A 25,270-nucleotide genomic window follows, 5' to 3' on the forward strand; every position below is an offset into this window, starting at 1 on the left:
TTCTATGCTTAGTAAGAATATCAAAATCACCGATGTTAAATTAACGTCGAACGCACCGTTTTTCTCTAACAGAGCAATCAGCGGTAAATTTCAAAAACGATTCACCGGTGTTCAGTTCTTTGAACTTGAATTCAGTCTGAATTATCAATCAGAACAAACAGCAGAAGTAAAACGCTTTATCGCTATGCATCAACAATCACAACCATTTGAATTTGACTTGAGCTATCAAACGAAATACGAAGGAACAGCCCAAGGACTTCTACGCTCACAACAGAACGCAGCACCAGGAGCGCGTCAGGTGACTCTAGGAACGTTTGCAGGTGTTCTTGAAGCAGGAACAATAGTTCAGTTTCAAAATCACTCCAAGCTTTATACCGTTACGGAGGACGTACAGACTGGAGGTCAGTTAAAACTGTTTCCGAATCTTCGTGCTCAAGTTCAGCTTGGTGAAGAAATCAAATACAGATCTCCTAAAGGTCGATTCGTACTGACTAACGAAAGTTATCCGCTTGATATTAAATCGCTGAGTAAACTTCAACTTAAAGCAACAGAGGTTATCTAATGAATATTAAAGAAAGATTTGCTGAACTCTGCAAAGACGCTGAATTTATCAGCGCTTATAACGATTTTAACGGAACTAATCTTACCGTTCTGGATCAGTCTCAGTTATTCAGTGTAGGCACGTTGTTTCACCTTGTTACGATCAAGATGAAAAACAACACTGAGTTGTTACTTACTGATGCGTATTACGATATCGAATACAAAGCGAAGAATTATATCGCCACTGGTGACTTTACTGATATCAGCACAATCGATGAAGAAAAAGAAATCAACAACAACGGAATGTCAGTTAAGCTAGCTAACGTGAGAACTGAGTATATCAACTTAGTCAGAACGAAACAGCTTGATACAGCCGAAGTTAATATTGATATATGTTTTCTGAGTCCTGAAACAGGCAAAGTAAGAGAGAGTTTTAATCTGTTCAATGGTGAGATCGATAAGCTCACGATTAACATTGACTATGATGATAACGAATCGAAGAACGAAACCGAAGTTCAACTGAACTCTATCTGGGCTGTTCTCGAAAAATCAGCACGAAACCATGCGTCTGATGGTGTTCACAGAAGCTATAAAGGATCAGAGAACGATTCATTCTTTTCAAGAATCGGTAAATGGAATTCCGAGCAAAAGTGGACCAGCAAGAAGTAAGAACGAAAAAAGGGCATATCAATTGATATGCCCTTTTTATTTGGGAATTTGATTATGCACGTTTGCATAAGAAGTTAATGCCGTTGTGCTTATACATCTGATTAGACATACGACCTGCACCTGAATTACCAGATTCAGATATACGGGCGTTATACATGTTATCAGAATGAATTCCTCTGAGAGTCTCAGAGAATTTATAATCATCACGAGTAGGAGTAATACCAGAACGAACGTACATAAAGCTATCGTTATAATCAAATAAACGATAGCTTTTACCGTTAGAGGCATCACAGATATATTCAGAAGGCTTTTCTAAAGAAACAAGAGCGTTTGTTCTACGTTCGAAATTCTCCGTGTGACGTGCTGATACGTTATAAGGGTCGTTGTATTCGTTCCATGATTTAACAGCACTGACACAACAAAGCACAGCTATGCCGACCGCTAGAACACGATAGATAAATTTTTCATGTTTAGGATTATCAAGACTTAGAGTTTTTAGTTTGAGTTTCATTTTTTATTCCTTTGAGTCTGCACTGAGTAACAAACAACTGTCTGTTATCAGATTGAATTATATAACTGGGTGTATTATCAAAATAAGTTCGAAGATAATCGACCCCGTCACGTCTGTTTATACTCGCGTCATAACCGTTTATAACAACGTCATGCAATAGACCACTGAATCGTTCTCTGTTATTAGCACGATAGAAAAAGAACCAGTTATAATCTGCAACTTCTGAGTGAATAAGATTTCTGTCTTGCTTATCGACTCGGTAAATCGTGAAGCAATCGTATCGGACCGCCTGTGAGGACACAAGCAGAAGCCCTACTGACAAGACGGCGCTTATCAAGAAGATAATTTTAAATATTTTTATCATATTATTTTTAAAAAGTTAGATTTTTAGATGATCCTGCTGAGAAAGTGCTTGACAAAAAATTTTTTAGTTTCTTCTAGACGTCCGAAACGCCGAGATGTTTCGAGCGCTCAGCCTTTTTCTCGCGTATGAAAATCCAAATCGTGTTCAGTTCATCATCAATAGACAGGGACTATCCCGGATTCCTCCCGCTGTAGAGATAAATACTGAGATAAACCCTTATTCCCTCTACACTTGGAGATATTTAATGGCTCGTAAAACTTATGTAAGCATGACTGAAATGGCTAAACGTTATGGTTATACCCTCAACGCTATCAAGAGCTGGCGTGCAGAAGGACTGCCCTACTCTGATAACCCTTCTGGTATTCCAGAAGACGAAGGCACTTTATGGATTGTTCAGAACAAAATTAACCCAATGCGAAATATGTCCATCAAGGACGAATTCGAACGAGAAAAACTCCGTGAACAGGTGGCTAAAGCTGACTTGGCAACTTATGCAGCGAAAGAAAAATCTGGTGAATTAATCCCAGTTGATTATGTTCAAGCTGAGTTGAACCGTTTTTGTTCACAACTGAAAGACAAAATCAGGTTAATGCCAAAGAAACACGCTTTGGAGATTCTCGAATCTGCCGTTTCAGTTGAAGAACTTCGTGATTGTCTGAAAGAGAAAATCGACCAGACGTTACGCGAGATTGACAGTTTGTTTGAAGAGCCTGAGTTGCAGGACAACTCCTCAGACGAGTACAAAGATAAGACAGAGAATGATACCGAGATTGACCTTGATTAAGGGAGCGATGCTCCCTTATCGCGTAGCACTTTTGAAGGTCTGTTTAAGACGGTTGATAGGGACGCGATCTGGTAAAAGATGTCGGTTTTGTATACCATAACATTTCATTAAATCATGATTACAAAGGATTTGATGGCAGTTGTAATGAGATTCAACGCGATGCATCATCGTGTAGGTTCTTTTCAAAGCACATTTGCAGTTTGCACACTGATGGTCAAATTTTGTCATAGATACTTCCTCTAAAACTGTATTTATACACTGTGCACGTTGATGAGATATTACTCTGCATAAACTTGATTTCATGCTTTATAAGTTTTATTGAGCCTCACAAAATGATAGATTATCCTATGTGAATACAAACAGTTATAACCGACAGATTAATGGGTTGAGGACGTAATGGACAATGAACTGAAAAAACTTATACACGCATTCAGAAATGCTCTCGTTATGGCTGCGGATACACATTCATTTGGGTGTTTCAATATGCCAAGATGGTCAGAGTTAAACAGTTTTCCGCATGGTTGCTGTGACTTAGCAAGTAATTTTCTGGCTCAATATCTAACAGATCATGGATATGAGCCTGAAATAATTTGGTTTGAATGCTGCGAAGAATTAAACAAATACATCAAATCACACGTAGTAGTTAGGATTAACGATTACTATGTTGATTTAACTCGAAATCAATTTGATGATCATAATGGAAGAGTATTGATTGAAGACAAATTCGGTTCCATTCCACGATTGATTAAACAAATAAAATCAATGAACTCAAATAATGTTGAGGATAGAAATATCAATATTAATACATTTAATTCAAGTGGATATGAACTCTATAACTATATCAAAAAAATTGCGAATAATTTGATTAACTAAGTAAAGTTGTTTTGAAAAGGAAAAGAACCATTATTGGAAGTTTATTAACCATGTTGGTTTTATAATCTAAAAACAATGTGATTGTTGAGAAGAAAATGAACAATAATAAAATGAAGCAACAAATAAATGAATTGTCATCTTATGTTCTGGACAAGACAATCAAAAAAGAGAAGGCATGTCTCTACATGAGTGCATATCTTTGCGCACTTATCAATGACAACATGAAAATAACCGCAAGATTGATTTCTGGGTCACTTGTTATAAGAAACACAAAGATTTTCTCACATGAGCCTATACTGCCGATAATTACTTCGGGGAGCAATTATACGGGAGAATGGGATGGTCATGCTTGGGTTGAGGTCGCTGGATATATATGCGATTTATCAATCTTTTGTACAATTTTTTCCAAAAGTACATCAACTGAATTGCAGAATGTTTTCATGCAAACATTTGATAGATACTATGAATTCTTAATCGCACCAAGAGAAAAACTAGAAGCAGCAGATATTTGCTATAAAGAATGCGAAGAATTAGGTAATGAACAAATAGATATTCTGATTCACTCAGGGATCAAATCAGGTATCTTAGTCAATCCAGAATGATTACAGAGGATAAAATGGAAGCAAATACTTTTATCGACCGTTTTTTTTATAGTTCTTATGAATTGACAGATTTTCGTCACGTTGGCGAACGAGACATTAACTCATTGTATACATTTCTGAATTTACTCCATTCTCTGAATGATCGTTTCAGCAAGGAATTTGGGATAACTCAATTGGCTAAAAGGCCAGAGTTTAAATTATTACGTTTGATACGCAATTACTTTCAACATGTAGGGGATGTGGATGAATTCCGTCTATTTCAGACTCGTGATGCCATTTTGACTTCACATATGGAAATGATCATCATCCCAACAGCTTTAGTAGCTCGTGCCATCGAAAGCTTTCGAAACCAACCACATAATAAGAAAGATCCAGTACGGGCTGAAAAAGAACTTTCATCCATTGCATCAGCTATCAGCGATTTTGAATATCTTTGTGATAATACGGATCTTTTTAGAGAAAACCCTCCTTTTTGTGATACTGATAATACCTATTACTTTGGTTTTGACCTTTATAAATCCGTGTATAATATTACCAATATCGTAGCAGATATATGCAGAGAAACGGATGAGTTTGCAATAAAAAAATGCATTCAAGAGCTTGAAAAAGAATACACCGAAATGAATAACATACCAAAAGAAAATATGTTATTACTTGCGGGAAGTCCACCACCACTACTAACGACACAAGGTTTTGTGTTTCCTAAAAGGGATAGATAAATTAAAGTAATTATAGGTCGCATAGACTTTCTTTTACTAAATATTGTTGATTGCTATTATATTTTAATAGCAATCAACAATTGATTTTCATATTGCTTTGGTCGGCTTTGAAATTTCAATTTTCACAATTAATAGTTCTTCGTCAAAAGATAATTTATCACCCTTCATTACTTTTCTCATAGCGCTGTTCTCATTTTCGAGAGCAGCGTTTTTTAGTTTTAAGGCTTCAATCTCCTTTCTCAATTCTTCCAATTCGTTGGTGATAACATCAACTTTCTGTTCAGTAGGAAATTCAATTTCTTCTTTAATCTCTACAAAACTACCAACATATTGCTGAACAAAGTTATCGGTGTCTTTTTTGTGAATCATAGTCAAGTCTGAACCTAAAGCTTTCCAGTTACGACCTTCACAGCAAACGATCACAGCTTTTGTCATATCACTTGAATAAGCAACGATAGCAGGCTTGTCGTTCAGTTCTGACATACCGATTTGGAATTTACGCATATCTTTTACAGTCAAAGCGTTCTCAACTTTGCTTAACATCTTTGCTCTGATGTTACGGTGAATATCAGTAAAGCTGCCGATAAAAGTTTTCAGCGTGTTACGGTTGTTAGTCATTTCGTTAGTTTTAACGATTTTTTTATTCAAGCTAACGTTAGTAGTTCCGTTCAAGTTTTCAAAGATTGAGAAATTCATTTTATTATCCTTCTTTTTTAGTTGTTCTGATGTTCATGCGGTCGCAATATTTTTTCATACTCGATGGAGAAATATCAAACTCTCGGCAGATTGCTCTGAATGAATCGCCGTTATCAAGTTTCGTTTCGATAACGAGCTTAGATGGATATTTAGATTTTTTCATAGTGTTCACCTTTTTGATGTGTTGAAAAAAGAGCGCTCTTGCGAGCGCTTCAAACTTTAAGGAATTTTAAATGAACTTGCTGTTCACATAGCTATTTTATATCGGCTATTCGATAACGTAAACAAACGAGAGAACATAACGAGGAAAGAAGAAACTCTCATTTGCTTTCATAGACTGTTTATACATCTCGGTGATAGTCGTAAACAACTTGGTAAAATAATTTTCGGTACAGCACTGAATGATCAAAATCAATCGGAGCAAGCGCATCGATGCACTGATAAAACGCATCGATAGCGCATCGATGCATCCCGGAGAAGCGCATGGACCCTAGAAAAAATCGCCCTATAAGAACAATTGGATAAAGATGATATGGAAGGATGTACAAGCAGTAAACACTATAAACCAAAGCGAAGCGACAAAGATGTGAGCGAAGCGAACTGGCGAAGCCATAATTAATAACATTAGCGCGAAGCGCGACAGATAGAAGTTAATCCATATCGCTATGATCATAGATATTGAACTTGATGATCAGTAATTATTACTAGATACGATTATTAGCGCTTCGCGCGTTCGCTGACGCTCACAATATTGTTTTCTGATCATAATCAATAACTTCTAACTGCATTATAACCAGATCTGAAAATCAGATAAACTTAATGATCGTTATTTAAATCAGATAGCGTTAGTGAGTTCTCCTTCGCTATCGCTACGTCGAACGGGCAAGCCCCGTCTTTGATAGAGATCTGGTCGTTATCGTCTTTACTGACCTTATCGTCCCTCCTCGCTTCTCCCTGCTCTACTGACCATCTTGATACACCTGTTCATCTAAACCAGCCAGATTGAACCTGATGCATCCTGCTTTGATACCGACCTTGATTGTTGTCGCTTCGCCTACGGCTCGCTATCACTGTTATTGAATCAGACCAATAGAGATTCCTAGTTTACTAAATACAAGTGTTATTCAGAAAAACATCTGAATGCCAATCACTTACATCAAACTTTAAGGAATCTCAAAATGTACAAAAGAACTATCAACAACATAACTTACAAAACCCGTTCTGAACTGAACTCTGAGCCAACCGGTTTCAGCGTTTATAAAACCGTTTTCAGTATCAACAATGAATCATTCGTTTATTTCGGCAAACAAGCTTTCAACGGTCAGCCTGATATGTCGTATATCGGTTCTGGTTGCAGAGTTCAGGAAAAACTCGCTGAAATGAACGACTCAGATATCGTTTATAAAATCGTTCTACAGAATTTTGAATCTGAACAAGAAGCGTATGACTTCGAATCTGAATGCATTCAATCAGCACGCAAAGCGGAAGTTAATATTTTAAATATCTCTAAAGGAAACTCCGGTGGTAAGGTCTTTGACAAAATGACAGAAGAACAAATTAAACAGCGAAACGCGAAAATCTCCGCTTCTATGATGGGTCACGAAGTCTCTGATGAAACTCGTCGTAAAATCTCAGAAGCAAAATCTGGTCAGACTCGCTCTGATGATACGAAACAAAAAATCGGTGATGCTCTACGCGGTCGCAAAACTGGTCCTAAATCAGAAGAAACCAAACGCAGAATGTCAGAAGCACAGAAAGCACGTCACGCTAACAAGGAGACAGCGAATGTCTAAGACTCAACAATTTCTAAGACCCGTATTAATCGCGCTAGCTATTGTGGGCGCTTTCAGTCTTACAGCTTGCATCAACAGCACAGTAAGCATCAATCAAGTTAAAACACGTTATGTTGTTTGTAATACACAGGATTACAACCCTGCGACTGCCTCAGAAGACATCAAGCTTTGTCGTCTTGGTCTATCAACTAACAAATAAAAAGGGAGCACTAGCTCCCTTTTCGGTATCTATCGTATATCAATTCTCGCGTGATAACTTTTGTTAAGTTCTTCCATCAAATCAATCAAGATTCTCTGAATCTTCCTATCTTTGAACTGAAAACAGTCAAACATAGCTCTAATCGTTATCCTCTTTGCTCTATGACCTAACATCACGGAAACGTTCGGTATAAAGAGTTTCAGCGTTATGAACTTACCACATCGACTAATATCGAAATCGTGATTCCACTCAGGAGGAATCACGAGTTGCATATGATTTTTCATCGACAGTTATCGAATAACCAGACAGTAGTTTTCATCGATTTGTTCACGTTATTTTTATAGACGTAGAAATATCCTGTTTCGTCTTTGCCTTTCGCAAACGATGTCCACGTTGTTCCTTTTGTTTCTTCTGAGAAAATTGTTCCGTTATCTGCTGTTTTATCCAGCGCAGGGGATTTTTCTTCGAGACTAATACCTGAGGAAATAACAAAACTATTCCCTTTATCAATCACAGTTGTATTCTGTTTGAGATTATATTTCTCAAGCATTTCACCTTCGATCTGATGATACAGAGTCATATCGCAAGTTCTTACTTCATTAGCTAATGCTGAACAAGAAGCAAGAGAAAGAGCAATAGAGATTATATGTTTCATTGTGAATCCTTGTTTAAATTAACACAGCGTAAAAATTGGTCTTTGATATATGCAGATGATTTTCCATTCATCTGCTTACTGAATAATGCAAAGTCTCCTTCCGAGCGATTAAAGATAATTACGCTTATATCGGCAGGTTTTTTATTAGCAGATTTTGATTTCAAAAGTTTCTCGATGTTATCGATACCGAAAGCTTGATTAATAATTTTTTTAGCTTCAACAACATCAACAGTTTCGACAACGGTATATTTCTCAATGTTCGCTTTTACACGACGAACAACAGAACAAGGAACTTCATGTTTTTCTGCAAGCTCACGTTCAGAGATTTCAGTCCCAGCGTTTAAATCAAAAGCAATTTTGTTTTCAACAGTCAGTTCAGTTTTCATTTCGTTGTTCCCCGTGTTTCGATGAATTGAACTTTAACAGGCGGAAATCCAGATGCAAGCGACCTCTAAAACAATTTATGGATTATTTCATAAATACAGTCAGAGGTGAATATGACAAACTTAGAAAAACTCAAAAAAATTATAAAGGCATCAAAGACTTTTATTATGCCTCCTGCTGATTACACCCCGTCAGAATGGGTTGAACAGAACTTAATCTTCCCTGATGGACCATACGCTGATCAGCCAATGCGACTTTTCGAATTTCAGCGCGGAATGATTGACGCTATCAAAGGCAAGAAGAAGAAAATCGTTCTTATGACTTCTGCGCAGATCGGCAAAACGACGATTCTGAACGGTGTTCTGTTCTATAAATCAGCTACAGATCCAGGCAATGCGGGGGTTCTACAGTCTACAGCGAAAGAAACGACACAATGGCTCAGTGGTAAAATTAAACCGATGATTGACGCATCCGAAGAGATGCAAAAAATCGTTACTGATAAGAATGACAGAAACGCAGTTAATAACACCAGTCAGATTCAGCTACGAAATGGTGGTTTCTGGTATTTCATGAGTTTGAACTCCCCTTCTCACTTGCGCGGTAAAACTCTGCCATTGCTTCTGCTTGATGAAGTTGATGCTGTCGATACTGATACAGAAGAAGGCAATCCGATAATGATTGCCGAACAGCGTGCAACAACTTTCGGTTCAGACGCCCGAATCTTTATCAGTTCGACGCCTACTGGCAAATACGGTGCTATCAATACCCAATATGAAGCATCCGATAGACGTAAATTCCATATCGATTGTCCTCATTGCGATCATTCTCATGAGATTGTTTGGGAAAACATCAAATTCGATTGGATTAAACAAGATGGCAAATCAGTACCAGATCCAGAAACTGCGCGTCTTGAATGTCCTTCTTGTAATGAAACAATCACAGAAGCACAACGGGCAAGAGCATTAGCAAACGGTAATTGGATTGTGACTAATCCAGAATCTGATACAGCAGGATTCCATGTTAGTCGTTTGTATAGTCCTATGAGTTCAATAAAGTCCGTTGTTGAAGATTTCAAAAATGCTTATCAAACATTCAGTTTGTCAACGTTCTATAACACCGTTTTAGGATTGCCTTTTGATGATCTGAACGAGGATGTGGAAATCAGTAAATTAAACGTACTGAAAACTGATATCGGTATTCGTAATATTCCAGAAGATTGTTTGTTCATGACAGCTGGTGTTGACCAACAGCAAGACCGTTTAGAAATAACTCTGATGGGTCATAACGAACGAACCGTTTATATTCTTGCACATCGTAGCTTTATGACAATGAACGCTGAGGTTATCGATTCTCCTGCTTATAAAGAATTGCTTGCATACGTGAAAGCACCGTTCAGAACAGCTTCGGGAAGAAAGGTTCCTTTAGCGTGGGTAAACGTCGATAGCTCAAACGGTCGAGCGACTAAAACAATCTATCGTTTCTGCTCTCAGTGGACAAACCTGAAAGCAATTAAAGGTGCCAGCTCTGTTGATGCCCCTTATGTTCCAACGAAAATCACGAAAACCGGTGGTTATGAACTTTATATGATTGGTGTTAACCAAGGAAAAAACTTAGTTCGTGAACTGCTAAACAGAAGCGTGAAATCTGGAAATACACCAGTCAGAGTCGAAATCTCTGATGATGTTCCAGATGATTACTGCGAACAGCTTATGTCCGAAGAATTAAAACGCTCTGGTAATACCGTTCGTTGGGTTATTAAACAAGGCGGCGTCCGAAACGAAGGTCTGGACTGTTTCAACTACGGTTATTGTGCTCGCTTACAAGTGCTTGAAAAAATCAAATGGCATGAATGGCGCAAGATGCAAGCAAAAGAGATAGCCAAAAACGAACAGGACGATGCTACTGAAGTTATTGACGATGTTGAATACGAACATAAAGAAGAACAAGAAAACAAGCCACAGCGTGTTAAGGCTCGTCCTCCTGTTCGTCGTCAGAATAAAACTAAGCGTGGATGGCTTAACTAAATAAAGAATATTACAGAGAGGATATCCCATGAAAGAAATTTTCATCGGTGAAAAACTGGAATTAACTAATCCTCAAGGTGCATCTGTTCAAATTGGCTCTAAAGAAACTGTTCTTTTCGAACAAGAAAATTGCCCCGAAAATATCGGGGTTGATTCTTCTGAATTCATTGAAGGTGTTTTCTCTATTGTTATTTTTGAAGATGGCTCCTTGCTGTCTAATGAGTTAATTAAAGTTAAATCGCCGTTTAACGAAAAATCAAAGAAACAACAGCTTCGAGAAATGATTAACGACCTAGACAAAGTTATTCAATATCGTCTGACTTCTAATGAAGAAGCAATTCAGCAAATGAGTATTAACGGAAAATCTTTCGTTTATGAAACTCTTGATTCTCTGCTGAATGCTCGTAAGAAATTTTTATCTCAGCTTAATTCTATTGTTCAAGCTGAAAACGAAGCGAAAGGAAAATCTCCTATCGTTACGATTAAAGCGAGGTTTAAAAATCCATCATGAATTGGAATCCAATGACATGGTTTCGTAATAAACAGAAACTAGTAAAACGTGTAAAACATAAAAAACTGGTCGTTGATAACAGTCAAGCTTTTGGTAATGACCTGAAGAGAATGATTGGTCCTGTAACTTCTCGTCTTGATGATGATTTTCAACAGAACCTGATTCGAACTGCAACGATTAACAACGATATCAGAACAAGCGGTGATAATCTTCGTGCGATGTCTCGAACTATCAGCATTAACACACCTATGGGTAAACGTGCTGTTCAGTATCAAGTTGACAACGTTATCGGTGAAGGTATTAATCCTCAGCCTCGTCTTTTGACAGCTAAAGGAAAACCTAACGTTCAACTGAATACTCTGATTGATGATCACTTTAAAATGTGGTCAAGCAAGCCTAAGAAATTCAGCAAAAACGGACGTATTAACTGGCGTCGTTTTCAAGAACTGGTCGAACGTTCGCGTTTTATCGACGGTGAAGTTTTCATTCAGATTCACGAAACTCCTGTTGATTTTAAAATTAGCATTATCGAATCTGCTCGTTGTAAATTCGGTGATAGAGAGCAAACGGAAGACGGTTATATCTTAGATGGTATTGAATACGACCAAGACGATTGTCCTATTCGTTATTGGTTCTCTGAAATTGATGCAATGACCCAAACAGAGAAAGGCGGTTCATATTCTGTTCCTGCGAACGAGATTATTCACTATTACAGAGAATTATTCCCGGATCAACGCAGAGGCATTCCAGAGGCTGTAGCGAATATTGACACGATGAATCAATATAACGCGTTTACTTTCTCAACTCTGGTGCAAAAACGTGCTGCTGCAAGTTCTATGGGCTTCATCACTCAAGATAAAGACTCACAAGAAAACTTGGATCTTGGTCTTGAAGATAACGAAGGCGATTATGTTGAGCCTGATATTATTCAAGAATTCGAAGCTGGTACGATTAACAAATTGCCTGCTGGTTATGATATTAAGCAATTTAGCTCAACTCAGGGCGGTGATGATTTCTTAAACTTCACAGAACGCTTAGAAGACCATCTGTCTATGGGATACGGTTTCTATAAGCAAGGTTGGAAAGGTGATACCAGTAACATTAACTATTCTGCTGCTCGCTTCGGTGATCAAGCTCAACGTGTAATGTTTAAGTCTGTTCAACGAAATCTGAAAGAGCAAGTTTTTGAAGCTATTTTTGAACGCTGGTTACAATGGATGATTCTGAACGAAGAATTACCAATTCGTATGACTGGTGTTAATTCCGTGATGCTTCAAATCACTTGGACATTCCCTAAATGGGAATCTATCGACCCACTTAAAGATACTCAGAAAGATGTTATGGACGTTGAGAACGGATTTAAATCTGCTGCTGACGTTATTATTAGTCGTAGTGAAGATCCAGAAAGCGTGTTCAGTCAGATTGAACAAGAGAGAACAAGATATGTGCCTAAATACGATAACCAAATTAAAGTGGCTTCTGCGCCTGCTGAATTGGCTGGCGAAGCACAAATAGAAGTTGCTGAAATTAATTCGGATAACACCTCGGAATAATACTAAATACTTTCGTAATCAAAAGAGACTCTTCGGAGTCTCTATTAATTGAGGATAAAAATGCTACGTCTAAAACGTGAATACACAGTTTCCGACGTTACTGAAACCGATGGTATTTTTGAAATTGCATTCAGTTCTGAAACTCCTGTTGAGCGTCAGATTGAAGATGAAAACGGATATCCAATTACTGTTAATGAAATTCTAGTTCACGAGGGTCCTCATAATGCTGACCTGATTCGAATTAATAACGGTGCTGCTTTGCTGTTTAACCATAATTTCGATAATCATCTCGGTAAAGTAATTCCTGGTTCTGTTCGAATCGATGCAGACCGTATCGGTCGTGCAAAAGTCCAATTCAGCAAATTTGGCGAATTGGCAAATGAAGTTCGTGAGAAAGTCAAAGAAGGTACGATTTCTAAAATCTCTTTCGGTTATGACCTGAACGAATATGAACTTCAAGGTGAAAATCTTATGGTGACTCTGTGGTCTCCTTATGAGATTTCGTTTGTAACTGTTCCTGCTGACGATTCCGTTGGTTTGGGAAGACTTCTAAATACAAGTAACAAAAGCGAAGTAAAGATTCGCGAAAAATCTAATTTAACAAATAAAGGAAATAAACGAATGAAACGTTTTGAAGAAATGACCGCAGAAGACATCGTTGAAATGGCGATTGAAGAACTGACTGATATGTCTATCGACGAAATCGAATCTCTGACTGATGAAGCTCGTGCTAAACGCGAAGAAATTCTTGAAGAAGACAAAGTTGAAGCTGAAAACGCTGGTGATGATGCTGTAAATGCAACTGACGATTCTCCTGAAGCTGTTCCTGCTCTTGATGAACTGACAGAAGAAGAACGCGAAGAAGAAACAGAAGAAATTCTGGAAGTAGCAGAACGCTATAAAGTTCCGCAGAAAGATGTTGCAAAAGCAATTGCTAAAGGCATGACCGCTCGCGCATTTAAACGCTCTATTAAACCTAACAAAGCTCCTACGGTGATTCGTAAAATGACTAAAGATACTAAAGTAAATCTGGAAAATAAATTTGACCTTGGTGATGCTGTTCGCTCTATGATGGCTGGTAAAGCTGTTCGCGGTGCTGCTGCTGAATATACTCAGGAAATGACTCGTAAGCGTCTGCAACGTGGTCAGAACGTTTCAACCGGTATCTATCTGCCAGTTAATGCTCTGTCTCAGAAACGCGCTATTAACACTGTTTCTACTGTATCAAGCGTACAACAAGAAGTTCAGCGTTATGATTCATTCGTTGAAATGCTTCTGAAAGATACCGTAGCTGATAAGCTGGGAATGAACTTCCTGACTGGTCTGACTACTCCGATTTCTGTTCCTAAGCAGACTAAATCCTCTGTTGAAGCATTCGGTTTCGTTGACGAAAACGGTGAATCTCCAGAAGGTGAAAGCACTTTCACCAACATTCAGTTCATGCCTAAGACATTTACTGGTGGTAACCCGATTTCTCGTCAAGCTCTGCTGACTATGCCTAATCTGGGAAGCTTCATCTCTGATCACATCGTTAAGCACTCACGCGCTAAACTGGAAGGTCTGATGTTCGGTTCTATTACCGATTCTAAAGCTCCTGAGTCAATCGTTGCTCAGTTAGTCGCTCAGAAAATGGGAATGACCTACAAAGAATTCATCGTTGAAGCTGCAAAAGCTAAAGGCAACGGCGTTTCAATGGACGTTTTCAAATATCTGATTTCTGCTGCTCTTGAAGGTGATCTGAAAACCACTCTGCGTGATGCAAACGTTGCTGGTTATATCATCGACGACATGAACAAAATCGGTGGACAGGACGTTATCGGATCCGGTCTGGTGAAAGATGGTCAGGTTATCGCTGGTGACTTCTCCGCTGTTACTGTTGCTGAGTGGGAAGGTCTTGCACTTGACCTGGACGACACAACTTACCGTAACAAAGGTGCTGTTGTTCCACGTGTTTGGGCTGACATCGACTGGAAAGTTTGTGCTGATGATCGTCTGTTCCTTTACGAAAAAGGTACTCCAGCAGAAGTTAAAGCTGCTCAGAAAGCATCTGCTTAATCTTAATTGATTAACTCAAGGGACTCCGAAAGGGGTCCCTTTTTTCGTTTCTGGACTAAATAAAATAAAAAGGAGACATCATGATTTTCCCATACACAGAAAAACAGAAAAAAGCTTTTCTGACTCGATTTGGTCAGAAAGTTACGATTAATCAAACTGAAAGACTTGCTATCGTAGAAACTCAGATTCTAAACGAAAACGGTCAAGTCAGTGAAACTTTATACATAACGACCGACGCTCTCTGGATCACACAGGATGACATTGTAGAACTTTTTGATAATACGTATCGAGTTGCTTATGTCGTCAGGGACGGCTCTGGTTTAGTCGATGGATATCTATCATTAACAAACGACGAAGGAAGTAAATATGTCTAATATGCCAAGACTCGGTATTAAACGCTCTTTAGAGAAATATCTTCAAAGTCAAAATATCAAATACGTTCAAGACGCTTTCACGACAGGAGTTAAAAAAGAAGTTCAAGTTATGATTCCTGAGATGCAAGAAGAATATACTCGAATTGGTCTTAATTCGAAACTTGCTTGTGTTTTAAATATCACATTTGATGTTTTCTCGGAGATTAATGAAACTGGTGTTCATGAAGCAGTTTATAAAATTGTTACTCTGAGTCCCGACTCTGCTTATCTGAGAGAATTTAAAATCAATAAAATTTACCCAAGTTCGAGTTTCACAAGTTATTCAAATGAAAGTTCCGACGGTAACGTAAGTGCTCAAGTTGTTTTAACTCTCGAATATTTCATGTGAGGATCTATGAAACAAAAAGATATGTTTCTTGGCAATTACGTAAAAGTTGCCGTTAACAAAACAACCGATGTTGAGAATCCGAGCTATTACGATCCTGGATATATCGAAGCTGGGTCTATTGCTTCTTTTCCTCAAATCGGAATTAAAAAAGCTGTAGTCCAAATGGAAGATTACAGAGAAGATTTTACGAATAAACTTTCAAGTGATGTTCAAATTGACGATGTTAATATTGCCGTCTATGAAACGGATGATGAATTTGTTCAAACTCTTGAAGATGCTTTGTTGAATAAGTCCGTAGTTCGTTTACGAGCGCTTTACGTTGTTGACGAAGATGAATATGCCGAACGTTCTCATGCTGGTTTATATCATATCTTCGACACTTACGTTACAAAAAAACAAGTATCAGGCGGTGATAACTCTGCTGTTGTTAAAACCTTTACTCTAAGTCCTGAAGGTAAATTAACAACTGGTTATGCAGAATTCGGACGTCCTCTATATCTTGGTGAATTCGGTGTTGGTGCAGGAACAGAAGATATTCCGGGTGTGGGTGATTTTGGTAAATTATCCGGTAACAGATGGATAACTGTTGATGCTGATAACACTGGAAACCCATTCTCTCAAGATACAGCTTCTATGGCTATTCAGCATCCAACTGGACAAGGTTGGGAACTGATCGGAACGTCTGTCGGTGATTCAGCTCTGAGAGTAAGAAACAAACAGTTTAATCCTGATGGTTCGATTAAACAAAGCAAGTGGATAAAAGTCTATACAGAATCTGAAAAGCCAACAACGAAAGAAATCGGTGCATTGTCTATCGAAGGTGGGACAATCACAGGTTCACTTACGATTAATAATAAACTGACTGTTAAAGAAATCTCCGCTACAACTGCAACAATTAAAACTCTAAATACAACAGTAATCAATTCTGATTCGGTAAAAGTCAAAGGTGCAGAAGTCTATTCACCGAGCAACAAACCGAAACCGATTGATATTAATTGCGTTGCATTAGGTGAAATCCTCGACGCAGGAGAATTCTGATAACACGGAAGTTGTTAATCAACTGGAGACTGAAATGGCTAATAATAAAGTCAAACACTATAGAACAAAAGTTGCAGGACGTAAGCCTGATCCTGCAAAACTTGAAGAAGGTGAAATCGCTATTAACTTAACTGATAAGAAAGTTTTCACGAAAGTGGGAACTTCTATCGTTAATATTGCAAACGGTGCAGATGCTATCGTCGAAGGCGGTCAGACTTTCACAGGCAAAGTAACAGCAAAAGAAACAAACACCGAAAACGCTACTCTGAAAAGTTCCGATGAATCTGCAATTCGATTTTTTGACGAATTCGATAAAGAGAAAGCTACTATCAAAGCTCCTAAACAAACAGACGGTTCAGGCTCTTTAGGAATCACGGTAAAGAACGGTTCAGCAAGTGACACTAAGAACACGTTTATTCTAAACGGTGACGGGACAATCGATCTCCCTGCTTCTCCTAGTAAGAAATCAAACGCTACTCGTAAAGACTATGTTGATTCAGAAGTTAAGAAAGTTTCTGATAAAGTTGACAGTGTTAATAAAACTCTGAATACAAAGATTGACGCTAACGATAAAAAAGCTACAGACAATCTTAATACTGCAAAAACTGAAATTAACGCAAGAATTGATTCATTAGGCGATGGAAATACCGAACTTGCAAAAAATAAAGTAAGCAAAGCTGGCGACACAATGACCGGAAATCTTACTATTGCAACTCCTGGTGATACGATTCTTAAATTGAAACAAACTGAGATTCGTTCAAACGCTGATAACGATTTGGTTATCGGTGCTCCTAAGCGAGGAATTTTCTTTAGACCGGATATTTCAAGCGATAATCAACAGATGGTTCTTGATACTGCGGGAACACTGCAAGTTGACCGTGTTTTGGTTCGTTCTGTACAAAGCACATCGGCAGGCGCTTTAACTCGTAAAGACTATGTTGATGGACAGATTAAACCAGTATCTGATAAAGCCACTGCTGCTGATAAAAAAGCAACTGATGCTTTGAATAACGTTAACGCTGCTGTAAATGGTAAAGTTAATAAAGCTGGTGACACAATGACAGGTCTGTTAACAGCGAATCAGGGTGTTTCTGTGAATTCATCCGGAAACACCAAAACGAACGGTATCTATCCAGGTAACGGTGACGGTTCGACATGGGAAACATGCAACGTTGACATCAAATCATGGTATGGAGTAGGAATTCGCTCCGATCTCGGAGACGGGAAAAGAACTGTAGTTATTAATGCCCGAACGGGTGACGTTAGCACAAAAGGAACATTCGCATCCGATACTAGTGTTAGGTCTCCTCGCGCTGACATTGACGTAATTTATCGCAGAAACGGAACAACGTTTGTTGCTAATGACGGTAACTTGAATCTTGCATTTTCTGGCGGATCACATCCTTCGGGATTTAAAAATGGATATCTTCTTGAACAAATCAAGGGATTCTTGGATACGAAACCGACGTTCAAGCAAAGTTTGGGTGCTAATAGACAGTTAAACGATGTAAGGGAGCCAGGATTCTATTATCAAGACGCAAACGTAAATACGTCCGCAGCGCTGAATTATCCCGAAAATAACGCAGGATCATTAGAAGTTTATCAGGCAGCGGGTATTATTCAGATTTATCGAGTATATAACACCGGACGAAGTTATCAGAGAGCGTTTTATAGTAACGGTCCTTGGACTGCATGGACGAGAAACTTTTCTTATGGTGATCCAGCTCTTGCTGTAGGATATACAGGCGTTTCGGGACTGGGTAATAACTCTATTGCAATCGGTGACAACGATACAGGATTCAGACAAGTCAGCGACGGTGTTCTTGAAGTTGTTTCTAATAGTCAACGTGTTGGACAATTCACAACTGGTCATGCATATTTTGATAAAGATGTAACAGGTCCTGCGATTATTGCTAGAAACGGATCAATTTATTCAAGAGGTGACGGAAACAGTCATTTTTGGTTACAGACAAGTAATGGAACAGAGAAAGGCGTTATCTACGCAGGTGCAGATAAAGTTATTCATTATCGCTGTAATGGTGGTCGTCACGAATTTGAAAACACGATTCAAGCAAACGGTGGTGTTACAGTTCCTAACAACGGTTCGATTAACTTTAACAAAGCGGGTGCAAACCCAAGAAATATGAGAATATTTCATGCTGGTGATGCATCAAGAGGTGGTCGTTTGGAAATTTCAGGCGAATCGTCTTACATTGCATATTTCGAAGAACGTCCTAACAACTCTCATGTTATATCATTTAATGGTGATGTTACAGTGGGCGGCGGAGTGACTGTTCCTAGAATGACATCTAACGGGCAAGTTCTATCAAACGCGAATGGTGCCGCGGTTAGAATAAACTCAAGCGCTGCTAATCAGGCGATTTATCTTCACGGAACAAGAGCCGGTGTTAACGCATTCTATGTCGGTTGTGGTGGTTCTGATAACACGGTGACTTTCCATAACTATGTATGGAACACGACAATTCTTCTTCGTCAGAATGACATTTATTTCAACAGAGATGTCTACGGTGAAGGAAACGGCAACTTTAACAACGTTTATATTCGTTCAGACGAAAGACTGAAAAAGAATTTCAGAACGATTGAAAACGCAGTTGATAAAGTTTCTAAACTTACTGGTTATGTCTATGACAAGAAGAAATCATTAACCGATTCTGAATATTCATCAACAGAAGCTGGTGTTATCGCTCAAGAACTCCAGAAAGTTCTTCCTGAAGCTGTAATAGAAAACAATGATATTCTGAATGTTTCTTCCGCTGGTGTTAACGCTTTGTTAATCAACGCAATCAACGAACTTTCGGCTCGACTGAAAAAACTTGAGGGAGAAAAATAATGGCAGTAGTTAATGCTCCTGGTTGGATTGGTGAATCTGCTGCTCAGGAAACTGGGCAGCGTTGGATGAAAGAAGCTGGTGCTGCATTACGCATCAGTGTTCCTTTCTGGATGTCACAGATGGCCGGACAATCAAAAGAAATTACAATCACGTTGGGTGCCAATCACAACTATGACCGAAACGACCTGATTAATAAACTTCGTGCTTTGGGTGCAACTCCAGCAGTCGTTGTCATTTCTGGTGATCTGGTTGCCCAGAATACGGGAGTTCCTTGTTTAGAATTTCCATCAAATCTTCCAAATGCATATGTAACGCTTCGAGTTAACGCGACAATTTACGGTCGAGGAGGAGCTGGTATTAGTAATGGCCAGACTTCGGGTCAAGCTGGCGGACCTTGTATTCTGAACAGTATCGGAACAAAACTTCGCATCGAAAACAACGGAGCAATATGTGGTGGAGGCGGTGGTGGAGGTGGCGCACGTCCGGGACAGAATATGGTATCTGCCGGTTCTGGTGGTCGTCCATTTGGTCCGGCTGGTATAGCTGGAGGTCGAGATTCAAAAGACGGTTATGCAGCTACATTGACAGCGCCTGGTGCAACTCCACCAAAAACTCGTTACGGAACTACTGGCGGGGCTGGCGGTGACGTAGGACGTCCTGGTGCTTCTGGCACTAATGACGGTGGTAAAATTACAAATTATCCCGGTGGTGCAGCAGGTGCAGCACTATATGGTTCTGCTCCAACTTGGACAAAACTCGGTAATATCTACGGGTCACGTTTATAAATTTTTCTAATAAAAATTCCATATCTAAATATAGTTGTTATTAATTAATAAAGGAAATTAAAATGCAAAAAGATATTTTCGCTGGCTCATACGTTAGCGTTTATTACAACTCTGATATCACCAACTCTGATATCAATTCTCAGGACTTTGTTGAAATTCCTGAAACTGGTGCATTCCCTCAGACTGGTATCGAGCGTGAAGTAATTACTGCTCCTAACTATACTCACAAATATAGTCGTAAACTGCTAGGTCGTGGCTCTGTTCCTGATATCGACTTAACCGTTAACTATATTCCAGGCTCTATTCATGATCAGCTTTTCCAGCTTGCAGAAGATGGCAAACGTGGTCAGTTCAAGATTGTCTATTGGATGGATGCTGGTCGTGAAGTTGGTGTTGCGACTGTTTACAACGGATTCTTGGCTTCTGCAACTCGTTCAGGTGGTGAGACCGAAGTTACTGCACAGCAAATGACTCTGAGTGTTGATGGTGGTCCAGTTGCTTCTGGTATTGTCGATAAGACTTCAACTGGTTCAGAAGAATAATCAGTATATTGGTTAAAAAGGACTCCTCGTGAGTCCTTTTTTTGGTTCTAAATAAAGTCAGAGGTGAAATATGTTCAAATTCCAATCTGACTTATCAAAATTATTAAATCGATATATCAACAAGAAACACCAGTTCGGTCAAAACGACTGCAATATTCTGGTTGCTGATTATATCGATATGCTTTACGGAACAGACTATGTTTCGAAAATGAAAGACCAATACAGCGATATCGTTGAAGGTCTAAGACTTTGTAAAAAACTTGTAGGATTCAATAACGTTCTCGAAGCGTGTGAAAAACATCTTGAGCAATCAGAAACGATTGAAACAGGCTCAGTTATTCTTATCAAACAGAAACACGGCAGACGTATCTATTATTCAGCAAGTATTGTTATTAACGAAAAAGTAATCACGGTTCATGATGATGTCTATCAAGTAATGAATATAAAAGACGTCGATTATGAATTAATTTATAATAGGAGAAAATAATGGCTGTTATTGCTATTGGTGCAATTATCGCGGGTGCTTCTGCTGCTGCTGCTGCATACGTCGCGGGTGCTTCTCTCGCTATTTCCATCGGTATTGGTATTGCTGTTGCTGCTCTGTCAGGCTTAACAAGTTATATGGCGACTCAACAGAACGTTCCTCGAATAGATAGCACAGACACCGCAACGACATTAGGAACGACATCTGATCCGACAACTGTTATTCCTGCTTTGTATGGTTCAACTCGTTCAGGAACAATCAACGTTTGGAAATCTGTTGGTAAAGACACAACTTATCTTGTTCAGATTTTTGCAGTCAGTGAAGGACAAATCGACTGTTTCAGAAACCTGTACATGGATAATAAAAAAATTCTGACTGATTCAGAATACAGAGATGGAATCGTAAGCAAAGGCAATATTCGCGAAGAATACAGAAACTTTGTTGAAGTTGAATTCTCAGTTGGTTCTCCAAATGGTCACGTTTTCAGTCTTGCTCAAAAATACATCGGTAAAGATCCAGATCTTGGCTGGCCTGATACTGCAACTGGTAATAACGTTTCTGCTGTCTGTGTTGTTATGCGCAAACGTAACAAAGATCTGCAAAACCAAGCTGATATCCTTCAGCCTAACAGTCAAGTAGCAGTTGATGTTAATGGTCTATTAGTTAACGATCTGCCTACAGGACGAAGAACAGCTTCAAGAAATGGTCCAAGTCAGTTACTGGATTATATTACTAATGAACGTTACGGTCTGGGAATTCCTCTTGACTTAGTGAATCTTGATTCTTTCAAATACGCTGCTGATTATGCAGTTGCTAATAACATGTTCTCGGATGGTGCTCCTGATCCGAATGCTTCATTCAAAGAGAATATTCTCCAGATGGCTCAGTCGTTCAACGCATTGGTATTTCCATCGTTTGGCAAAATGACTTGTAAGATTGACGGACCTGATGTTGTTGCTTATGACTTTGATGAAAACACAATCACTGCTGGAACTGTTTCGTTATCATCCGGTGGTTCTGAAAATTATTACAACACTCTGAACTTAACTTATCTGAATCCAGAAGCTGATTATTCTCCGACTGTTCTGAGATATCCTTCTGATACTGTGAATGATGCAACGATTGCTAAAGATAAACGTATTATCGCGAAAGACGTGAAATACAACTTTGTGAAATCGAAAGAGCAACTTGATATTCTTGGTTCAATCGAACGTAACAAATCACTGTTGAAACAAACAATCAGTTTCTCAACGTCAGACGCTTATACCGTTCAGATCTGGGACGTTATCAGGGTTAACATGAAAGAACTGAATCTGACAGATTCATTATGGCGTGTTCAGAATATCTCACGTTCAATGGAAAAAGGTTCGTCTGGTCAAATCACGATTACGGCAACTGAGTATATCGAAGAAGTCTATACAAATCTTGACTACGCGAAAGACCCGAATAACAACGGTTCAAATATTCCTAACGAAGGATATCTGATTCCACCTCGTGATCTGAAAGTATCAAGTGTGGCTGAAACTGCTATCGGAAGAACTTTCAAAGTTGAGTGGAATTGTGACGAGGATTATAACCGTTCAGGTTTCTACGTTCAGTATGCAGTTTCTGGAACTGATCAGTGGTATCAAGCGGGCTTCACGTCAAGTTTCTGGTTCATGATTATGAACATGGACATCACTCAGAAATACGATATCAGAGTTTGTTCGGCTGGTGTGTTCTATACGTCTGATTGGGTTTATCTGCGTGATACTAATCCTGAAATCGGTTATGACTTACCAAGCGTAACAGGATTGCGCCTAGTGAACGCTGTTGAAAATGCAACGACCACTACTGCTAATCAGTTTGAATTCGCCTGGGACGACCAGAGCGCTCGGAAATTCACTGTTAACAATACACAGCAGACTTTCAGCGAAGTATTTCAATATTATCTGATTGAAATCACTGGTAAGAAAACTGTTTCGTACAGAACTAAAGACCTGAGTTTCATCTATGATTTCAGAATGAACCAAGCAAATGGTCTGAGTCGTGAGATTACTTTCAAAATCACCGCTGTAGGTCATGGTGGAATGAAATCTCCTGCTGTTCAGTTGAAAGTTCGAAACAATCAAGCTCCAGCGATTAAAGGCTTCCAAGCTTTGTCTGGTCCTGGATTACTGATGTGTTCATGGGAAGACCCATTAGAAAACAATATTCCAGACTACGCTGGAACTGCTGTTCAAGTTGCAAACGATCAGAACTTCACTGATATCGTTGAAAGTTTTCAGAGTTCAAGTCAGTTCTTGGATAACTTCAATCTGAAAGACGGTACTTATTATGCGCGTGCCGCATGGTATGACGTTTTCGGAACAGAAGATGCAATCTGGTCACAGCCTATTTTTGTTGATATGAAATGGCAAGTTGATTGGAATGACCAAGATATTGCTCAGTTGGAAGACTTGCTGAATCTTGATAAGAAACTGCAAGAATCAATTGATGATTCATACGCACTTGCGAAAGAATATACTGATAAAACAGTTGTTCAATCTCAAAAAGACACGTTAGCGCAAGCTGACAAAAACATGAATTCAAAAATTGAAACTCTGCATACAACCGTAACAAACGAACGTGATGGTGCTATTAGTCAGGCTATTAAAAGTGTTCAAGCGGATTATAACGATAAGTTCACAAAGACAAACGCGAAAATAACCGAAGTTGAAAAAACTCAGGCTAATGATCGTCAAGCTACTGCCGAATCTATCAAACAAGTTCGCGCTGAAACTGATTCGAAAGTTGCAACTGTAAGTCAACAATCAAAAGCTGAAATCGACCGTGTTACTGGAACGATTAACAGTAAATGGGCTGTTCAGACTAACGCTGATGGTGTTGTTGCAGGTATTAGCATGTTGGCGACTAACGACCCGAACGGTACTAAGTCCTCAAGCATTATCTTTAACGCTGATAAGATTGCTATTACAAATAATAACACTCGTCCTAATGCTGTTCCTCCTTTCATGGTGCATAACAACAAGGTTTATCTGCAAGATGCAATGATTCGTGATGCTTCTATCGGATCTGCGAAAATTGCTGATGCGTCGATTAATAACGCGAAGATTGCAAACGCAAGTATTAACGATGCGAAGATTCAAAACGCAAGTATCACAGGAGCCAAGATTGTTAACGGTTCTATCGATAACGCGAAAATCGGTAATCAGATTAACTCCGACACATGGAATGGTTCAACTGCTGGTTGGATGATTAACAAAAACGGACAAGCAACGTTTAATAACGTAACTGTTCGAGGACGTGTTGAAGCTAATGAAGGTTATTTCAGAGGCAAAATTGAAGCCAATGATGGTTATTTCAGAGGAACTGTATACGCTGAACACATCGAAGGTGACGTTATGATGGCCGAAGGTGATACTTTCAGTATGGTTTATCAACCAGTTTCAGGAAATAGAGCCGACGCAGGGGATCACCATGTATTTTGGATCACAGGTGAAAACTACGACAGAATTATGGACACGAACTTAACATTGTTCATTCAGTGTGCGGAACGAAACAGATTTAGTCTCGTTGTTAAAACTCCTGGCAAAGCAGATCTTGTGTATTTCTTCAAAGATACCGGAAACAACGGTGGAAACTGGACAAATGGACTTCGAGGAATAACTATTCCAGCTGCTGGTAAAGGACAACGAAATCAGATTGTTGTTCGAATTGATGCAAATCGCGCGGCATCAAAATTTATTGTTGCTCCTCAGTTCGTAACACCTTTGACTAACGATAGACAAGTTCCCGACTATTCAACGTCAGGTGCTGCTAACGCTGCTCGTGAAAAATCATACATAGCTTTCTTCCGTAAAGGTGCGAACCTGATTCAGATGTAACTTCTAAATA

25 protein-coding genes are annotated in these 25,270 nt (G+C 39.0%); 20 read left to right on the plus strand and 5 right to left on the minus strand.

The window, feature by feature from the left end:
- Positions 1-4: 4 nt before the first annotated feature.
- Positions 5-562: a hypothetical protein gene (locus ACOTX4_RS04005; protein ID WP_058670635.1), complete on the plus strand. Its 558-nt coding sequence runs from the start codon at positions 5-7 to the stop codon at positions 560-562.
- Positions 562-1,209 carry a DUF2163 domain-containing protein gene (locus ACOTX4_RS04010; protein WP_080340008.1) on the plus strand — a complete coding sequence of 216 codons (648 nt, stop codon included), beginning with the start codon at positions 562-564 and terminating at the stop codon, positions 1,207-1,209. The genes ACOTX4_RS04005 and ACOTX4_RS04010 overlap by 1 nt, the downstream gene beginning before the upstream one ends.
- Positions 1,210-1,261: 52 nt before the next feature.
- On the opposite strand, the gene ACOTX4_RS04015 is transcribed toward ACOTX4_RS04010, so the two are convergent.
- Complete coding sequence (locus tag ACOTX4_RS04015) at positions 1,262-1,720, minus strand: hypothetical protein (RefSeq protein ID WP_125183038.1); 459 nt, start codon at positions 1,718-1,720, stop codon at positions 1,262-1,264.
- 608 nt (positions 1,721-2,328) lie between these two features.
- Here ACOTX4_RS04015 and ACOTX4_RS04020 point away from each other — a divergent pair.
- The 4 genes from ACOTX4_RS04020 (at position 2,329) to ACOTX4_RS04035 (ending at position 5,062) form a co-directional block, all read left to right on the plus strand.
- Complete coding sequence (locus ACOTX4_RS04020; protein WP_125183039.1) at positions 2,329-2,868, plus strand: hypothetical protein; 540 nt, start codon at positions 2,329-2,331, stop codon at positions 2,866-2,868.
- A 396-nt stretch (positions 2,869-3,264) separates the two neighbouring features.
- Positions 3,265-3,741 carry a hypothetical protein gene (locus tag ACOTX4_RS04025; protein ID WP_072204481.1) on the plus strand — a complete coding sequence of 159 codons (477 nt, stop codon included), beginning with the start codon at positions 3,265-3,267 and terminating at the stop codon, positions 3,739-3,741.
- 95 nt (positions 3,742-3,836) lie between these two features.
- Complete coding sequence (locus ACOTX4_RS04030) at positions 3,837-4,343, plus strand: hypothetical protein (protein WP_058670632.1); 507 nt, start codon at positions 3,837-3,839, stop codon at positions 4,341-4,343.
- A gap of 14 nt (positions 4,344-4,357) precedes the next feature.
- Complete coding sequence (locus tag ACOTX4_RS04035; RefSeq protein WP_065189867.1) at positions 4,358-5,062, plus strand: hypothetical protein; 705 nt, start codon at positions 4,358-4,360, stop codon at positions 5,060-5,062.
- A gap of 87 nt (positions 5,063-5,149) precedes the next feature.
- Here the strand turns inward: ACOTX4_RS04035 and ACOTX4_RS04040 are convergent, their stop codons facing one another.
- Both ACOTX4_RS04040 and ACOTX4_RS04045 read right to left on the minus strand, forming a co-directional pair.
- Positions 5,150-5,758, minus strand: coding sequence for a hypothetical protein (locus tag ACOTX4_RS04040; RefSeq protein WP_058670630.1), 609 nt, complete (start codon positions 5,756-5,758; stop codon positions 5,150-5,152).
- 4 nt (positions 5,759-5,762) lie between these two features.
- A complete protein-coding gene (locus tag ACOTX4_RS04045; protein ID WP_154590041.1) occupies positions 5,763-5,921 on the minus strand; it encodes a hypothetical protein in 159 nt (52 codons plus the stop codon).
- Positions 5,922-6,936: 1,015 nt separating this feature from the next.
- Here ACOTX4_RS04045 and ACOTX4_RS04050 point away from each other — a divergent pair.
- Both ACOTX4_RS04050 and ACOTX4_RS04055 read left to right on the plus strand, forming a co-directional pair.
- Positions 6,937-7,551: an NUMOD3 domain-containing DNA-binding protein gene (locus tag ACOTX4_RS04050; protein WP_058670629.1), complete on the plus strand. Its 615-nt coding sequence runs from the start codon at positions 6,937-6,939 to the stop codon at positions 7,549-7,551.
- Positions 7,544-7,750, plus strand: a complete 207-nt coding sequence (locus tag ACOTX4_RS04055; protein WP_125183041.1) for a hypothetical protein — start codon at positions 7,544-7,546, stop codon at positions 7,748-7,750. Before ACOTX4_RS04050 ends, ACOTX4_RS04055 begins: the two co-directional genes overlap by 8 nt.
- Before the next feature lie 280 nt (positions 7,751-8,030).
- Here ACOTX4_RS04055 and ACOTX4_RS04060 read toward each other — a convergent pair whose 3' ends face one another.
- Both ACOTX4_RS04060 and ACOTX4_RS04065 read right to left on the minus strand, forming a co-directional pair.
- On the minus strand, positions 8,031-8,405 hold the full coding sequence (locus tag ACOTX4_RS04060; RefSeq protein ID WP_125183042.1) for a hypothetical protein: 375 nt from the start codon (positions 8,403-8,405) through the stop codon (positions 8,031-8,033).
- A complete protein-coding gene (locus ACOTX4_RS04065; protein WP_058670626.1) occupies positions 8,402-8,791 on the minus strand; it encodes a hypothetical protein in 390 nt (129 codons plus the stop codon). The genes ACOTX4_RS04060 and ACOTX4_RS04065 overlap by 4 nt, the downstream gene beginning before the upstream one ends.
- 111 nt (positions 8,792-8,902) lie before the next feature.
- Between ACOTX4_RS04065 and ACOTX4_RS04070 the strand changes: the two genes are divergently transcribed.
- From ACOTX4_RS04070 to ACOTX4_RS04125, 12 genes are all read left to right on the plus strand, one after another.
- Positions 8,903-10,813 carry a terminase gpA endonuclease subunit gene (locus tag ACOTX4_RS04070; RefSeq protein WP_058670625.1) on the plus strand — a complete coding sequence of 637 codons (1,911 nt, stop codon included), beginning with the start codon at positions 8,903-8,905 and terminating at the stop codon, positions 10,811-10,813.
- A 28-nt stretch (positions 10,814-10,841) separates the two neighbouring features.
- Positions 10,842-11,324, plus strand: a complete 483-nt coding sequence (locus ACOTX4_RS04075; RefSeq protein ID WP_045337897.1) for a hypothetical protein — start codon at positions 10,842-10,844, stop codon at positions 11,322-11,324.
- A gap of 11 nt (positions 11,325-11,335) precedes the next feature.
- Positions 11,336-12,877 carry a phage portal protein gene (locus ACOTX4_RS04080; protein WP_045337895.1) on the plus strand — a complete coding sequence of 514 codons (1,542 nt, stop codon included), beginning with the start codon at positions 11,336-11,338 and terminating at the stop codon, positions 12,875-12,877.
- A 60-nt stretch (positions 12,878-12,937) separates the two neighbouring features.
- Positions 12,938-14,932, plus strand: coding sequence for an HK97 family phage prohead protease (locus ACOTX4_RS04085; RefSeq protein WP_052684850.1), 1,995 nt, complete (start codon positions 12,938-12,940; stop codon positions 14,930-14,932).
- A gap of 80 nt (positions 14,933-15,012) precedes the next feature.
- Positions 15,013-15,306: a hypothetical protein gene (locus ACOTX4_RS04090; RefSeq protein WP_045337894.1), complete on the plus strand. Its 294-nt coding sequence runs from the start codon at positions 15,013-15,015 to the stop codon at positions 15,304-15,306.
- Positions 15,299-15,694 carry a hypothetical protein gene (locus tag ACOTX4_RS04095; RefSeq protein ID WP_045617251.1) on the plus strand — a complete coding sequence of 132 codons (396 nt, stop codon included), beginning with the start codon at positions 15,299-15,301 and terminating at the stop codon, positions 15,692-15,694. Before ACOTX4_RS04090 ends, ACOTX4_RS04095 begins: the two co-directional genes overlap by 8 nt.
- A 6-nt stretch (positions 15,695-15,700) precedes the next feature.
- Positions 15,701-16,732, plus strand: coding sequence for a hypothetical protein (locus ACOTX4_RS04100; RefSeq protein WP_052686694.1), 1,032 nt, complete (start codon positions 15,701-15,703; stop codon positions 16,730-16,732).
- 34 nt (positions 16,733-16,766) lie between these two features.
- Positions 16,767-19,583: a tail fiber protein gene (locus ACOTX4_RS04105; protein WP_058670623.1), complete on the plus strand. Its 2,817-nt coding sequence runs from the start codon at positions 16,767-16,769 to the stop codon at positions 19,581-19,583.
- A complete protein-coding gene (locus ACOTX4_RS04110) occupies positions 19,583-20,368 on the plus strand; it encodes a receptor-recognizing protein (RefSeq protein ID WP_072204480.1) in 786 nt (261 codons plus the stop codon). Before ACOTX4_RS04105 ends, ACOTX4_RS04110 begins: the two co-directional genes overlap by 1 nt.
- A gap of 62 nt (positions 20,369-20,430) precedes the next feature.
- Positions 20,431-20,910, plus strand: a complete 480-nt coding sequence (locus tag ACOTX4_RS04115) for a hypothetical protein (protein ID WP_045337892.1) — start codon at positions 20,431-20,433, stop codon at positions 20,908-20,910.
- A gap of 70 nt (positions 20,911-20,980) precedes the next feature.
- Positions 20,981-21,397, plus strand: coding sequence for a DUF6950 family protein (locus tag ACOTX4_RS04120; RefSeq protein ID WP_058670622.1), 417 nt, complete (start codon positions 20,981-20,983; stop codon positions 21,395-21,397).
- Positions 21,397-25,260: a phage tail tip fiber protein gene (locus ACOTX4_RS04125; RefSeq protein ID WP_058670621.1), complete on the plus strand. Its 3,864-nt coding sequence runs from the start codon at positions 21,397-21,399 to the stop codon at positions 25,258-25,260. The genes ACOTX4_RS04120 and ACOTX4_RS04125 overlap by 1 nt, the downstream gene beginning before the upstream one ends.
- Positions 25,261-25,270: the final 10 nt, after the last annotated feature.

The organism is Enterobacter cloacae complex sp. IR5459 (assembly GCF_049238005.1).
Taxonomy (GTDB): domain Bacteria; phylum Pseudomonadota; class Gammaproteobacteria; order Enterobacterales; family Enterobacteriaceae; genus Enterobacter; species Enterobacter hormaechei_C.